The sequence below is a fragment of the Streptomyces sp. XY431 genome, from assembly GCF_001279805.1.
GTDB classification, from domain to species: domain Bacteria; phylum Actinomycetota; class Actinomycetes; order Streptomycetales; family Streptomycetaceae; genus Kitasatospora; species Kitasatospora purpeofusca.
On sequence record NZ_LGDO01000114.1, the window covers coordinates 1 to 13,728 of the forward strand.

The following is a 13,728-nucleotide window of genomic DNA, read 5'->3' on the forward strand; positions in this document are numbered from 1 at the left end:
CCAACCGGGACCTGTCCGCCTGGGTGCTGGAGGTTCTGGACGCGGCCGCCCGTCGCGGCACGGAGGAGCGCGAGGAGCGCGACCGGATCCGGATTGCCGTGGCGGGTGGGCCAGGCCCTCGTTCCGAAGGGTGTTGAGGCGGGGAAGCGGGGGGTTGGCAGGGGCGGCGGATCGGTGGGTGCCGGTGGGGGGATCTCCAGGCTGGTCTAGACCTTGAAGCGGTGCGGTTCGTTCCTCAAAATGATCGACTGTTGCTGAACAACGGGGAGGACAGCATGCGAAGGGCGGATCGGTCGGAGGACGTGAGGATTCTGGGAAGACGGACCGGGAGGAGTTCGGAACTCTCCCGGGACCAAACCTCACTCGCCCTCCCGGCAAGGCTCCCGATCGACGCGTGGATGCGCATCGGGCAGGATCTCGGGGCCGCGGCGGATTCCGCCACCTGGTGGCTCGGTGACTGGCTGGTCTACGGCCAGGACCGATATCCGGAACGTTACCGGAGGGCCATCGACGAAACCGCGCTGGATTACCAGACGCTGCGGAACTACGCCTGGGTCGCCCGGAAGTTTCCGCCGGGCCGCCGCAGACCGGCCCTGAGTATGCAGCACCACGCCGAGGTCGCCTCGCTGGATCCCGAGGTCCAGGACAACTGGCTCGACCGGGCGCAGCGGGGCGGCTGGTCCCGCAACGAACTCCGCCGCCGGATCCGCACCGCCGCCAATCCTGGCACGGGTGCACGATCCATCGCCGTCGAACTCAGGCTCGCCGTGACGCAGGCTCGCCGGGGCCTCTGGGAGGACGCCGCCGACGCCGCCAACCGGGACCTGTCCGCCTGGGTGCTGGAGGTTCTGGACGCGGCCGCCCGTCGCGGCACGGAGGAGCGCGAGGAGCGCGACCGGATCCGGATTGCCGGACTCCGCCCTCATTCCGACGGATGTTGACGCGGCGAATTTCCCGGATATTTGATGACCGAGGTCGGGAAAGCGGCGGAACGGCGAACACCCGGTCCGTCATCGGGTCGCGAATCAGAGATCGAGGATCAGAGACCAAGGACCAGGGGTCAAGGTCCGGGAATCAGGAATCGCGGCGGCGGGCGGAATGAAGCCGCTGTGATCGGCCGTTTCTGCGCCGCGCGAGCCTGGTGAATTCCTGTGGCCCCGGATCCGGGCGTGAAAGTCGGCGCGAAGCCCTGTCCGGTCGGCGTATTCCGGGGGACGGATTCGTCCTCGACGGAACCTTGCGCCGAGCCGGAACTGATCCGGAACCGATCCGGAACTGTCCGGAGCCGATCCGACCCCACCGAACCCCAATCCCCCACAGCGAGGTACTTCGATGGATGCCAGTAACGAACCGTCCCAGGTGCGGCTGAGCGGCGCGGTGATGAGCCACCCCAAGCGCGCGGAGGAGGCCCGGCGGATCGCCGACGCCGACCCCCTGGGGCGCATCCGCGTGATCACGGACCCCGAGCCGTCCGGCCGTCCGACCGCCCTCCGGGTGGCGCCGCTCTCCTGGTCCTGCGTGGCGCCCGACGCCACCCACCACCTGGTGCTGCAGGACGATGTGGTGCTCGCCGAGGGCTTCTACGAGCACGCCGAGCGCGCCGCCGCGGCGGCCCCCGGCGAGGCGATCGCCCTCTACGCGGGCTGGGACTCCCGCAACGGTGCCGTCGCCCGGCTCGCCGCGCTCGTCGGCGCGCCCTGGGCGTACACCCTCCAGGAGCACGTGCCCTGCCAGGCGCTGATACTGCCCGCCGGGACCGCGCGCGGCTACGAGGCCTTCCAGCAGGAGCACGGCGGCGGCTGGCCCTACGACGTGGTGGTGCAGCGCTACTTGAACGCGATCGGCATGCCGGTGCGCTTCTGCACCCCCAGCACGGTGCAGCACGACGACCTGCCCAGCCTGGCCGGCAACACCTACCACGGCTTCCGCCAGGCGACCCTGTTCACCGGCGAGGCCGGTCCGGTGGACGCCGGGGAACCGTGCCCGCGCTTCCCGGTGGTGCCGTTCTACCAGTACGGCGAGGCCCGCTGCGCCGTGCTCCGGGGCACCGAGTGGGAGTACCTGGAGACCGAGCGGCAGCTCGCCCGCACCGGCCTGCTGGACGCCTGCCTGGCGGCGCTCGCCGCCGCCGGGCCGGACGCCGCGGCCGGCCTCCTGGACGGTTCCGGCCGGGCCGTGTGGCTGACCGCGTTCGCCATCGGCGTCGTCACCGCGGACCGGCCGGAGCCGGACCCGCGGATCGCCGCCGCCGTCCTGGAGAGCCTCGGGACGGGCGGGCTGTGCCAGGAGTACACCGTCGCCGAACTGCTGGCGGTGGTCCCGGCGGTGCGCGACTTCGCGCTGACCGCCCTCGCCGCCGGCCGCCGCGCCGGGGCCGATCCGGCCGTCCGCACGCCCCGCCCGGCCCCGCTCGCCCGGGTGGCCGTCACCGGCGGCGGCCCCGACTTCGCCCGGCAGCTGGCCCGGCTGCTCGCCGACGCCGGGCACGACGCCGGGGACGACGCGGGGCACGACGGCGGCCACGACGCCGGGCGGCCGTCCGCCGGGGACCTCGACGGCGTCCGGTACGTGGTGCACCTGGGCCGCCCCGAGGACGAAGGACTGCTGGCCGACGTGCTCGCCGCCGCCGCCAAGGCCGGGGTGGAGCGCGTGGTCTACGCCGGCTCCTCGGCCGTCTACCGGGGCAGCCGCGAACGGACCGTCACCGAGGAGTTCCCGGCCGCCGCCCCGGCGGACCCGGTGGCGCTGGCCTGGTGGCGCGAGGAGCAGGCCGTCCTGGCCTGGGGCGCGGACCACGGCGTCCCCGTGCAGGTCCTGCGCCTCGCGGACCCGGTCGGCCGGTACGCGCCGGAGGACAGCCCGCTGGTGCGGTGGGTGAACCTGGCCTGGACCCGGCGCCCGCTCGCCCTGAACCCGCTGGGCCGCCACCAGGTGCTGGACCACCGCGACCTCGCGGACGCGCTGCGCGCCGTCCTGGCGGCCCCGCCCGCGCGGCCGGTGCTCAACGTCGCCTCCGCGGCCTTCGACGAGCAGGAGCTCGCCGGGTTCCTGGCCGATGTGTCGCGCCGTACGCCCTGGGAGTGGGTCCAGGACCCGACGGTCGACCGCTGGACCATGGCGACCGGGCTGATCGGGGCCGAACTCCACTGGCAGCCCTCGGCCGAGCTCCGCGAGAGCATGCGGGCCCTCGCCCAGTGGTGGGCCTGCGACATCCACGGCGACTACACCGTCGCGGCCGACCGGACCGCCCCCGCCGTCCCGAGCGGGCCCGACGCGCGGGCGTGACCGTACCGGCCGGCGGCGCCCCGTCCGGCGCCGTCGGCCACCCCGCCCCCCGCTGCCCGCCAGCGCAACCCACCCGCCACCGCCCACCCCTGGAGTACCGCATGTCCGCCATAGCCGGCTGGGTCGACTTCTCCCACGGCACCCCCTCCCGTGACACCGCTGATACCCATGGCACCGCTGACGCCCGGGACAGCGCCGGCACCTGGGACACCGCGGACAGGCAGGACGTCGTCCGGGCCATGACCACGGCACTGGCCCGGCGCGGCCCCGACGGCGAGGGGCTGTGGAGCTCCGCGCACGCCGCCCTCGGCCACCGCCGCACCGCCCGCGACCCGCACCCGCAGCCGCTCACCGCCCCCGGCGACACCGGCCCGCTCGCCGTGCTCTCCTTCGCCGGCCATCTCACCAACGCCCGCGCGCTGCGCGACCGCCTCACCGCTGCCGGGCACCGCGCCGTCACCGGCGGCGAGGCCGAGGCCGTGCTCCAGGCGTACCTGGCCTGGGGCGAGGACTTCGTCACCCGGATCGAGGGCACCTACGCGCTCGCCCTCTGGGACCCGCGCCGGGAGGAACTGCTGCTGGTCCGCGACCGGATGGGCGTCAAGCCGCTGTTCTACGCGACCACCCCGGACGGTGTGCTCTTCGGCTCCGAGCCCAAGGCCGTGCTCGCCCACCCCGGCTTCCGGCCCGCCCTCGACGCCGACGGCCTGCGGGACATCCTCTCCGTCGCCCGGGTGCCCGGCCACGCGGTCTTCCGCGGCCTGCGCGAGGTCCTGCCCGGCGCGCTGCTGCGGGTCGGCCGCTCGGGCTCGACCGAGCGGCGCTACTGGCAGCTGCGGGTGGCCGGCCACCCCGACGACCTGGGCACCACCGTCGACACCGTGCGCGCGCTGCTGGAGGACGCGGTCGCCCCGCACCTGGACGGCGGGGAACTGCCCTGCTCGCTGCTCTCCGGCGGCCTCGACTCCAGCTCGCTCACCGCGCTGGCCGCCGCCCTCGCCCGCCGCCAGGGCCGCGGCCCGATCCGCTCGCTCGCCGTCAACGACCAGGAGCCGGGGGCCGACGGCGCCGCGACGCAGGGCAACGAGGACCACTTCTACGCCCGGCTGATGGCCGAGCACGCCGGTGCCGAGCACGGCGAGATCTCGCTGGCCGGCCTGGACCTGCTCGACCCCGCGCTGCGGGCCTCGGTGCTCGCCGCCTACGACATCCCGATCAACAAGGGCGACCAGTACGCCTCGCTGCGGCTGCTGTTCGGCGAGGCGCGCGGGCACGCCGCCGTCGCGCTGTCCGGCGAGTGCGGCGACGACGTCTTCGGCGGCTACAACTGGAACCGGCTGCCGGAGTGGATCGCCTGCCCGACCTTCCCCTGGGTGGCGGAGAACCGGCCGCGCTTCCTCGGCACCGACGTGCTCTTCGACGCCGGACTGCTCGGCAAGCTCGACCTGGCCGGCTACGAGCGGGACTGCCACCGGGACGCCGTCGCGGAGATCGCCGCCGCCGACGTGGTCGCCGACCCGGTCGAGGCCCGCTACCGCGAGGTCACCTACCTCGCGCACACCCGCCACACCCGGGTGCTGTTCGACCGGCTGGACCGCCTCGGCAACGCCGCCGGGCTCGACATCCGGGTGCCGTTCGCCGACCCCCGGCTGGTCGAGTACACCTTCAACATCCCCTGGGAGATGAAGGCGTTCGACGGCCGGGAGAAGAGCCTGCTGCGGGCGGCGATGAAGGACCTGCTGCCGGAACCGGTGGCGATGCGGATCAAGACGCCCTACCCCAACCTGCGGGACGCCGGTTACGACCGGGTGCTGCGGGAGCGGCTGGCCGGGGTCGCCCTGGACCCGGACAGCCCGGTGGCCCCGCTGCTCGCGCCCGGGCTCCGGGCCGCGGTGGCCCGCGACGGCGCGGACGCCCTGGTCGCGGGGGTCGGTCGGGCCGCGCTGGAGACCGCCCTGCAGACTGACGCCTGGCTGCGCGCGTACCGGGTCGAACTCGCACTCTGAACCGACGCACCCGCACCCGCCCGCCTCCCGCACCCGCCCGCCCCCGAGTGCCCGCCCGACCCCGAGCACCCGCCCGCCCCGGCGGACGTCCCGAAGGAGCCCCATGGCCGCGACCCTGGCCGCGCCGCCCGCCCCGCCGGCCCGCCTGTGGACCCGCAACTTCGGGTTCTACTTCACCGCCCGCACCATGGCGGTGCTGGGCGACACCATGATTCCCGTCGCGACGGCCGTGGCGATGCTCTCCCTCGGCTTCGGGGTGGGCGCCGTCGGCGTCGCGCTGGGCGCCTGGATGGGGGCGTTCGCCCTGTTCGTGGTGTTCGGCGGGGTGTTCGCCGACCGCTTCCACCCCCGGCCGCAGATGATCGCCGCCGACGGGGCGCGCTGCGCGATCCAGGCCGGACTCGCGCTCTGCCTCTGGCTCGGCCACCCGCCGCTGTGGCTGCTGGTCCTCGCGTCGGTGCTCGGCGGGCTCGCCACCGCGATGTTCCAGCCTGGGCTGACCAGCCTGGTCCCCCAGGTCGCCGCCGACCCGCAGCAGGCCAACGGCGTGCTGAGGGTCAGCCAGGGCGTCGCCACGATGGCCGGCCCGGCCCTCGCCGGCACCCTGGTCGCCGTGGTCTCCCCGGCCTCGGTCTTCGCCGCGACGGCGGTCGCCTTCGTGGTCAGCGGGCTCTGCCTGACGGCCCTGCGGCTGCCGTACGTCGAACCCGACCGCAGCGCCTCCACCCTGCAGAACCTGCGCGAGGGCTGGACGGAGTTCCGCTCCCGCTCCTGGCTGTGGTCGGTGATCCTGATCTGGTGGGTCCTCGGCGTCGCGGTCTGGGGCCCGATCACCCCGGTCGGCGCGGTCTCCATCATCGACGCCCACGGCAAGGCGGCCTTCGGCTGGGCGGAGAGCGCGTTCGGTGTCGGCTGCGTGCTCGGCGGCCTGGTCGCGATCCGGCTGCGCCCGGCCCGTCCGCTGTTCGGCGGGGCGGTGGCGATGCTGCTCTTCCCGCTGATGCCGCTGTCCGCCGCGCTGGTGCCTCCGGTGCCGCTGCTGATGGCGGGCTACCTGGTCAGCGGCATCGGGTGGGCGTTCTGGGGCGTCCAGTGGGCGACCTCGGTCCAGACCCGGATACCGGAGGACAAGCTCAACCGGGTCGCGGCCTACGAGATCGCCGGATCCATCCTGGCCGTCCCGCTCGGCCAGGCGGTCGCCGGTCCGGTCAGCGGCCTGGTCGGTGTGCACCGGCTGCTGTTCCTCGGCGCCGTGGTCGGCCTGGGCTGCGCCCTCGCCCTGCTCGCCGTCCGGCCCGTCCGCCGGCTGACCCGGGCCACCGGCTGACCCGGGCCGTCCCCTCCGTCGGCCGGCTTCCCTGCCCCGTCCGGCAATGCCACGCACCCCACCAACGACAGGAGACCGACCGTGCGCCACCGCCTGACGGTGATCGGCAGCGGCTACCTCGGCATCACCCATGCCGCCTGCATGGCCGAACTCGGCCACGAGGTCCTCGGACTGGACATCGACGAGGACCGGGTCCACTCCCTCAATCAGGGTGAACTGCCCATCCACGAACAGGGGTTGGGAGAGCTGCTGCGCCGCAACCTGGCCGCCGGGCGGCTGCGTTTCGGCACCGACCCGAAGGAGGCCGCCGCCTTCGGCGACCTGCACTTCCTCTGCCTCGGCACGCCCCAGCGCAAGGACTCCGGGGCCGCCGACCTCTCCCAACTCGACGCCGCCGTGGCCGCCCTGGCCCCGCACCTGGACCGGCCCTGCGTGGTCGTCGGCAAGTCCACCGTCCCGGTCGGCACGGCCGAGCGGCTGGCCGCCCGGCTCACCGAGCTGGCGCCCGCCGGGGAGGCCGCCGAACTCGCCTGGAACCCGGAGTTCCTGCGGGAGGGCCACGCGGTGGAGGACACCCTGGCGCCCGACCGGATCGTGCTCGGGGTGCGTCCCGGCCGGGCCGAGGGTCTGCTGCGCGACCTGTACGGGGCGCTGGGCGACATCCCGACCGTGGTCACCGACTACGCCACCGCCGAGCTGGTCAAGACCGCCGCGAACGCCTTCCTGGCGACCAAGATCTCGTACATCAACGCGATCGCCGAGGTGTGCGAGGCGGCCGGCGCCGACGTGGTGCGGCTGGCCGAGGCGCTGGGCCACGACGAGCGGATCGGCCGGCGCTTCCTCGCCGCCGGACTCGGCTTCGGCGGCGGCTGCCTGCCCAAGGACATCCGGGCCTTCGTCGCCCGCGCCGAGGAGTTGGGCACCGGCGAGTCGCTGGAGTTCCTGCGGCAGGTGGACGCGATCAACCTGCGCCGTCGCACCCGCGCCGTCGACCACGCCCGGGAACTGGTGGCCGGCTCCTTCGCCGGCCGGAAGGTCGCCGTGCTCGGCGCCGCCTTCAAACCCGAGTCGGACGACATCCGCGACTCGCCCGCGCTCGACGTCGCGGCGGCGATCGCACGCGAGGGCGGGCAGGTCGCGGTGTACGACCCGGCGGCCCTGGACAATGCCCGCAAGGCCTTTCCCGACCTGGCCTACGCCGCCTCCGCCGCGGCGGCCGCGCGCGGGGCCGAGGTGGTGCTGCTGCTGACCGAGTGGCGCGAGTTCGTGGAGCTCGACCCGGCGGCCCTGGGCGAGGAGGTCGCCGTCCGGGCCGTCGTCGACGGCCGCAACGTCCTGGACCCGGAGGCGTGGCGCGCGGCCGGCTGGACGTACCGCTCCCTCGGCCGCCGCTGACCGGGCCGGGCCGGGCCGGGCCGGGCCGGGGAGACGGGGACGAGTCGGTCGAAAAGCGTTCAGGAATGCGAATATCAGGGCTTCCCGGCGAATTCGCCGACTTCTTCCACGGCCTGGTGGTCGCTGTGGTCGCTTTCCGGCGACGTGGGGAATTGCCGCATGGTCCGCAGCGGTGACAGGAGAATCGGGAGGAAGGCCAGACAGCCGGCTGCGGCACACACGAAGAGGCCCCGGCGTGTTCCGAGCCAGCCGGCCGCGGCGCCACCCAGCAGCGAACCGAGCGGCATGAAACTCCAGGTCAGGAAACGCATGGTGGCATTGACCCGCCCGAGGTAGGCATCGGGAGTCAGGGCCTGGGTGCAGCTGACCTGGTTGATGTTGTGGACGACGATCATGAATGCCGTGACGCCGTCGGCGCAGGCCGCGAGCCAGAGCGTCCAGCCGGATCCCACCAGGGGAAGGACGAGCGCGAACGGGGAGCCGAGGCAGAGGACCAGCCACATCGCGGGGCCGGGACCGACCCGCTCGGAGATCCTCCGGGCCAGCAGGGACCCGAGGAGTCCGCCCGCTCCGGAGACGCTCAGGAAGAGGCCGATCAGGGCGGGGGAGAGATCGAGCGTCCGCGCCAGGAAGACCATCATCACCGTGTAGGCCGCGTACCAGGTCAGATTCAGCCAGGCGGACGACCCGGCGACGGCGAGCAGCCGGGGGCTTCGGCGGACCAGGCGCAGCCCGGCCCCGATCTCCTTGAGCATGCGGGACTCCGGCCGGCGGACCGGCCGCTCCTCGTCGGCGGGGATCCGCGCGAGGCAGACCGCGGAGACCAGGAGGCCCGCGCCGGTCACCACGAAGGACACCGGGGCGGTGAGCAGCGCCACGGCCTGGCCTCCGAGCGAGGGGCCGCCCACGGCGAAGACCTGCTGGACTCCGGTGAGCTTGGCGTTCCCCTCCAGTACCCGGTCCCGGCCGACCAGGCCGGGGAGGAAGCTCTGGTACGCGACGTCGTAGAAGACGTTGCACGCGCCGAACAGCAGCACGGTGGCGTAGAGCTGCCGGATCGAGAGGAGGTCGAGCCACCAGGACAGCGGGACGGAGAGCAGGATGACGGCACGGGCGAGCTGGCACAGCACCAGGATCCTGCGGCGCGGGAGCCGGTCCACCCACACCCCGGCCGGCAGGCCGACCAGCAGGAAGGGGAGGGTGAGGAAGGCGGAGACGAGCCCCACTTCGAACTCTCCGGCGTCCAGGGCGAGGACGGCGACCAGCGGGACGGCGATTCTCGCCACGCCGACACTGGCGGCGCTCACTGTGGTGGCGGCGAACAGCTCCCTGAATCCGCGGTCCTCGAATATCCCCCGCCAATGGATCATGGAATGACCGTAACAGAGGGCGGGTCGTGGGGAAACGGTGAATTCGCGCCGTCGGCCGGGCCGGAGGGCGACGTTTCCCGGGCGGCCGAATTCGCGCCGGAACTCCGCCGCCCGCCGACCGAGGGCGGCGGGCGGCGGCCGCCCCGGAGGCTACGGGAGGTACTCGTTGCTGAAGGCCTCGGCGGGGGTGGCGGGCTTCTCGATCAGGCCCTGCTCCTGCATGAAGGCGGCCATCCGGTCCCAGGTGGCCGGGTCGTTGAGGCCCGGCTTTCCGGCGGCGGGCGGCTGCATCAGGGGGGCGGTGGCGCGGAGGACGGCGAGGGCGGAGTCCTGCTGCTTCTGGTCGTTCATGCCCGGGATGAAGCTCTTGCTGATCGACACCGCCTCGTCGGGGTGGTCGACGGTGTACTGCACGCCGCGCAGCGTGGCCGCGACGAACTTGCGCACGTCGTCGCCGCGCTTGTCCAGGGTGGTCCTGGTGGCGCCGAGGCCGGCCGCGACCAGCGGCAGGGCCGAGGCGCCGCCGGTGCCCTCGACGGGGCGGACGGCCAGGCCGGCCTGCTGGAACTGGACGGCGTCGTTGTTGAGGTAGCCCATCACGGCGTCGACCTTCTTGCCGACCAGGGCGGCCTGCTGGGTGAAGCCGATGTGCTGGACGTCGACGTCCTTGGTGGTCAGTCCGCCGGCCTTCAGCTGGGCCAGCAGGCCGAAGTAGGTCTCGCCGTAGGGGCCGGGGGTGCCGACGCTGTGGCCGCGCAGGTCCGCGATGGTGTGGATCGGGGAGTCCTGCGGCACCAGCATCGCCACCGGGTAGGTGTGGTAGAGGGTGGCGATGTCCACGACCGGCACGTCCTTGGCCCGGGCCTGGAGCATTTCGTCGCCGCCGGCGTAGACCACGTCCTCCTGACCGGCGGTCAGGGCGCCGAACAGGTCGTCGGTGAAGCTGTGGTGACGAAGCGTCACCTTGAGTCCGGCCTCCTTGTAGAAGCCCTTGCTCTCCGCCACGTAGAAGGGGGCGAACTGGATGTTCGGGATGTAGGTGAGGCCGACGGTGACGGCGCCGCCGCTCTTGCCGTCCGAGGACTTGGCGGCGGTCGGGTCGGAGGCGCAGGCCGAGAGCGTGGCGCTGCCCGCGAGGAGGAGGGCGAGCGCCCCGGCGGCGCGGGCGGTGGTCTTGGGCATGCGACAGTCCTTGGTGGTAGGGATTTCGACGGGAACAGGCACGGGAACAGAAGCGGGCACAGGCAAGGGAAGCGGAGGCAGGAGGCGCGAGGAGCCGGTGCTCAGCGGTCCACGGTCAGCTCGACCAGCCGGACGGTCCCGTAGGTGGCGGCGGCCAGCAGGGTGAGGGTGAGCAGCGAGACGAACAGGCCGGTGGAGTCGGCCTGGCCGCGCTGGACGGCCAGCAGCTGGCCGAGGCCCTCGCCGCCCATCACGAACTCGCCCACCACCGCGCCGGTGATGGAGAGCGTGCACCCGGTGCGCACCCCGGCGAGGATGCTCGGCAGTGCCAGCGGGAACTCGATGTGGCGCAGCATGCCCCACCGGCCGACCCCGTCGACCCGGGCGGCGTTGAGCACCTCGGGGTCGAGTTCGCGCAGGCCGAGCATGGTGTTGACCAGCATCGGGAAGAAGACCAGCAGCGCGCAGAGGATGGCGATCGGGAGCAGCCCGTAGCCGATCCACAGGGCGAGCAGCGGCGCGAGCGCCACCGCCGGTACGGCCTGGGAGGCGGCGAGGTAGGGCTGCAGGGCGCGTGCGGCGATGGTGCTGCGGGCCATCAGGTAGCCGAGCGGCAGGGCCGCCGCGATGCCGAGGCCGCTGCCGGCGGCGCTCTCCACGACGGTCTGCCAGGCGTAGCCGAGCAGTCCGCCGTCGGTGACCGCGTCGACGAAGGCCCCGGCGACGGTGCCGGGGGAGGGCAGGAAGAACGCCGAGACGGCCTTGGTCCGGGTGACGACGTCCCAGGTGCCCACCAGGATCAGGCCGAACACCAGCGGCGGCAGCACCGTCGCCAGTCGGCCGGTGGCCCGTGCGGACCGGCCGGGGGCGGTGGCCCGGGGCACCGGGGTGGCGGCCGGTGCCGGAGGTGTCCGGTGGGCGGTCTTCAGCTCTGACACGGAAGCTCCGTTCGTCTCCCCGTACGCAGGGTGGGTGGTTCTGGCGCCGGGCTGCGGCCGGCTCGGTGCGTTCATCGGGCCGTGCGGCGCAGCAGGAGGGTGACGGCCAGGACCGCCGCGGCGCCCGCGGCGAGCGCGAGCCAGCCCGTACCGGTGCCGGTGGCCGTCACGACCGCGATGCCCAGCGGTGGCCCGACGGCCGTCCCCGTGCTCCAGGCCAGCGAGGACAGTGCACTGCCCCGGCCGAGCGAGGCGGGGCCCGAGAACCGTACCAGCAGCGGAAAGAACGCCGAGGAGTAGGCGATTTCGCCGATCGCGAAGAGCGCGGCGAAGGCGGCCAGCAGGGCGGTCCTGGCCGCGCCGTCGGTGGCCGTCGCGAGGGCGCCCGCGCCGAACGCGGCGCACCACAGCAGTGGCGCCGCGATCAGCGCGGCCTCCTCGGCCAGCGCTTCGAGGCGCCGGGCGACGGGGTGCTGGAGCAGGAGCAGGACGAGGGCGTTGCCGGCGGTGACCGCGCTGACGCCGGCCAGGCCGATGCCCATGCCGTGGTGCAGCAGCAGCGGGACGGTGGCCTCGATCTGGGTGAAGCCGGCGGTCGCGAAGAGCGCCTGGGCGAGCATCAGCAGGGCGATCGGACGGCTGCGCAGCAGCGCCCGGTAGCCCGGCGGGTCCGGTTCCCGGTCCGCGGCACCGCCGTCGGGCACGGCCGGCACGGCAGGCACGTCCGGCACGGCAGGTACGGCCCGGCGGCGCCGGTGGACCAGGAGGAAGAGCACGGCGAGCGGCACCGAGGCGGCGGCCGCCGCCTCGTACAGCCAGGGCAGGGTGCCCGCCGGGCGGCCGGCGGCGAGCAGCAGCCCGCCGCCGGTGGCGCCCAGGCCCATGCCCGCGTTGGTCATCACATGGCGCAGCACGAAGGCGCGGCGCTGCCCCGCGGCCGGCACCAGGGCGGTGACCACCCCGGTGATGGCCGCGTACTGCAGGCCGTAGCCGACGCCCGCGAGCAGGCCGGAGGCCGTCACGGGCAGGCTGCCGCCCGCGGCGCCGAGCAGCGCGTAGGAGAGGACCAGCGAGGTGGTGCCGACCGCGCCGACCGCCGCCGCGCTGCCCCGGTCGGCCCGGGGGCCGCCGAGGACCGCGGCGGCGCACCCGGCGGCCGCCATCGCCACGAAGTAGGTGCCGGCGCCGGTCCCGCCCAGTCCTAGCCGGTCGCTGATGTAGATGCTGGTCAGCGGGAAGACCAGGCCGATGCCGGCGCTGGACGCCAGCAGGGCGGCCATCAGGCCGTGGAACCCGGCGCCGGGACGCCCGTCCGGCTGCCCGGATCCGCTCATCGGCCGGCCAGGCCGTCGCGCAGGGCGAGCAGTTCGCGGACCGGGGCGAGGTCGAACGGGCCGGGGACGGAGACGATGATCTCGGTGGCGCCGGCCGCCGCGAACGCCTCGGCCAGGCCGGTCTGCGGGGCGTCGATCATCACGGTGCGGCCGATCTCGCGCGGGTCGCGGCCGACCTCGGCGCACCAGTCGTCGAGCAGGCCGCTGCGGCGGGCGAACTCGGCCACCGGGTCGGTGGAGTCCCAGCCGTACCAGTTCCACAGGTCGGCGTAGCGGGCCACGGCCTGGAGGGTGCGCTTCTCGCCGCCGCCGCCGATGAGGATCGGCAGCGGGCCGACGGGCGCCGGGTTGAGCCGGGTCAGGCGGTCGCGGATCGCGGTGACGGCTTCCTCGAAGGCGTCGATCCGGCCGCCGGGGCCGGGGAAGGGGTAGCCGTACTCGCGGTGCTCCTGCTCGAACCAGCCGGCGCCGACGCCGAGCACCAGGCGGCCGCCGCTGAGCAGGTCGACGGTGCGGGCCTGGTCGGCGAGCAGGTGGGGGTTGCGGTAGGCGGTGCAGGTCACCAGGGAGCCGATGGTGGCGCGGCTGGTCTCGACGGCCATGGCGGCCAGCAGCGACCAGCACTCGTAGTGGCGGCCGTTGAGGTCACCGGTCTGCGGCATGAAGTGGTCCCAGGTCCACAGCGAGTCGACGCCGAGCTCGTCGGCGGCGCGCCAGGCGGCCCGCAGGTCGGCCAGGTCGCAGTGCTGGGGGTGGAGCTGGGCGCCGATCCGCAGGGTGGGGCGGGTGGCGATGGTGACGAACACCACGGCGGCCTTGGGGAGTTCGGCGAGGTCCTCGGGCGTGACGGCGTGGTTGGCGCCGGCGAGCAGGGTGGCAATGCGGCGGGCC

At 74.2% G+C, this 13,728-nt stretch carries 10 protein-coding genes; 5 read left to right on the forward strand and 5 right to left on the reverse strand.

Going from position 1 to position 13,728, the window contains the following annotated elements:
• Window positions 1-275 precede the first annotated feature (275 nt).
• From ADK60_RS14360 to ADK60_RS14380, 5 genes are all read left to right on the forward strand, one after another.
• Window positions 276-941 (forward strand): LmbU family transcriptional regulator, encoded by a 666-nt coding sequence (locus tag ADK60_RS14360; RefSeq protein WP_199839668.1) that lies wholly within the window; start codon window positions 276-278, stop codon window positions 939-941.
• A 391-nt stretch (window positions 942-1,332) separates the two neighbouring features.
• A complete protein-coding gene (locus ADK60_RS14365; protein WP_234371084.1) occupies window positions 1,333-3,285 on the forward strand; it encodes an NAD-dependent epimerase/dehydratase family protein in 1,953 nt (650 codons plus the stop codon).
• A 101-nt stretch (window positions 3,286-3,386) separates the two neighbouring features.
• Window positions 3,387-5,291 (forward strand): asparagine synthase (glutamine-hydrolyzing), encoded by a 1,905-nt coding sequence (asnB, locus tag ADK60_RS14370; protein WP_079008357.1) that lies wholly within the window; start codon window positions 3,387-3,389, stop codon window positions 5,289-5,291.
• A gap of 103 nt (window positions 5,292-5,394) precedes the next feature.
• Window positions 5,395-6,618: an MFS transporter gene (locus ADK60_RS14375; RefSeq protein ID WP_053646199.1), complete on the forward strand. Its 1,224-nt coding sequence runs from the start codon at window positions 5,395-5,397 to the stop codon at window positions 6,616-6,618.
• 81 nt (window positions 6,619-6,699) lie between these two features.
• Window positions 6,700-8,013 carry a UDP-glucose dehydrogenase family protein gene (locus ADK60_RS14380; RefSeq protein WP_079008358.1) on the forward strand — a complete coding sequence of 438 codons (1,314 nt, stop codon included), beginning with the start codon at window positions 6,700-6,702 and terminating at the stop codon, window positions 8,011-8,013.
• A 74-nt stretch (window positions 8,014-8,087) separates the two neighbouring features.
• Here ADK60_RS14380 and ADK60_RS14385 read toward each other — a convergent pair whose 3' ends face one another.
• The 5 genes from ADK60_RS14385 to ADK60_RS14405 all read right to left on the reverse strand — a co-directional run.
• The gene (locus ADK60_RS14385) at window positions 8,088-9,383 is read right to left on the reverse strand and encodes an MFS transporter (protein WP_053646200.1); all 1,296 of its coding nucleotides are present in this window, start codon (window positions 9,381-9,383) and stop codon (window positions 8,088-8,090) included.
• A 150-nt stretch (window positions 9,384-9,533) separates the two neighbouring features.
• Window positions 9,534-10,565, reverse strand: coding sequence for an ABC transporter substrate-binding protein (locus tag ADK60_RS14390; RefSeq protein ID WP_053646201.1), 1,032 nt, complete (start codon window positions 10,563-10,565; stop codon window positions 9,534-9,536).
• A gap of 101 nt (window positions 10,566-10,666) precedes the next feature.
• A complete protein-coding gene (locus ADK60_RS14395; RefSeq protein ID WP_286163072.1) occupies window positions 10,667-11,251 on the reverse strand; it encodes an ABC transporter permease in 585 nt (194 codons plus the stop codon).
• Between the two features lie 323 nt (window positions 11,252-11,574).
• Window positions 11,575-12,837 carry an MFS transporter gene (locus ADK60_RS14400; protein ID WP_107094608.1) on the reverse strand — a complete coding sequence of 421 codons (1,263 nt, stop codon included), beginning with the start codon at window positions 12,835-12,837 and terminating at the stop codon, window positions 11,575-11,577.
• Window positions 12,834-13,728: LLM class F420-dependent oxidoreductase (locus ADK60_RS14405; RefSeq protein WP_353651747.1), on the reverse strand; the 895-nt coding region annotated here is incomplete at its 5' end. The genes ADK60_RS14400 and ADK60_RS14405, both read right to left, overlap by 4 nt.

What these genes read in the sequence shown, in the direction of transcription:
- ADK60_RS14360 (WP_199839668.1), top strand. Translation starts at nt 276, where the DNA reads ATGCGAAGGGCGGATCGGTCGGAGGACGTGAGGATTCTGGGAAGACGG.
- ADK60_RS14365 (WP_234371084.1), top strand. Translation starts at nt 1,333, where the DNA reads ATGGATGCCAGTAACGAACCGTCCCAGGTGCGGCTGAGCGGCGCGGTG.
- asnB (WP_079008357.1), top strand. Translation starts at nt 3,387, where the DNA reads ATGTCCGCCATAGCCGGCTGGGTCGACTTCTCCCACGGCACCCCCTCC.
- ADK60_RS14375 (WP_053646199.1), top strand. Translation starts at nt 5,395, where the DNA reads ATGGCCGCGACCCTGGCCGCGCCGCCCGCCCCGCCGGCCCGCCTGTGG.
- ADK60_RS14385 (WP_053646200.1), bottom strand. Translation starts at nt 9,383, where the DNA reads ATGATCCATTGGCGGGGGATATTCGAGGACCGCGGATTCAGGGAGCTG.
- ADK60_RS14390 (WP_053646201.1), bottom strand. Translation starts at nt 10,565, where the DNA reads ATGCCCAAGACCACCGCCCGCGCCGCCGGGGCGCTCGCCCTCCTCCTC.
- ADK60_RS14400 (WP_107094608.1), bottom strand. Translation starts at nt 12,837, where the DNA reads ATGAGCGGATCCGGGCAGCCGGACGGGCGTCCCGGCGCCGGGTTCCAC.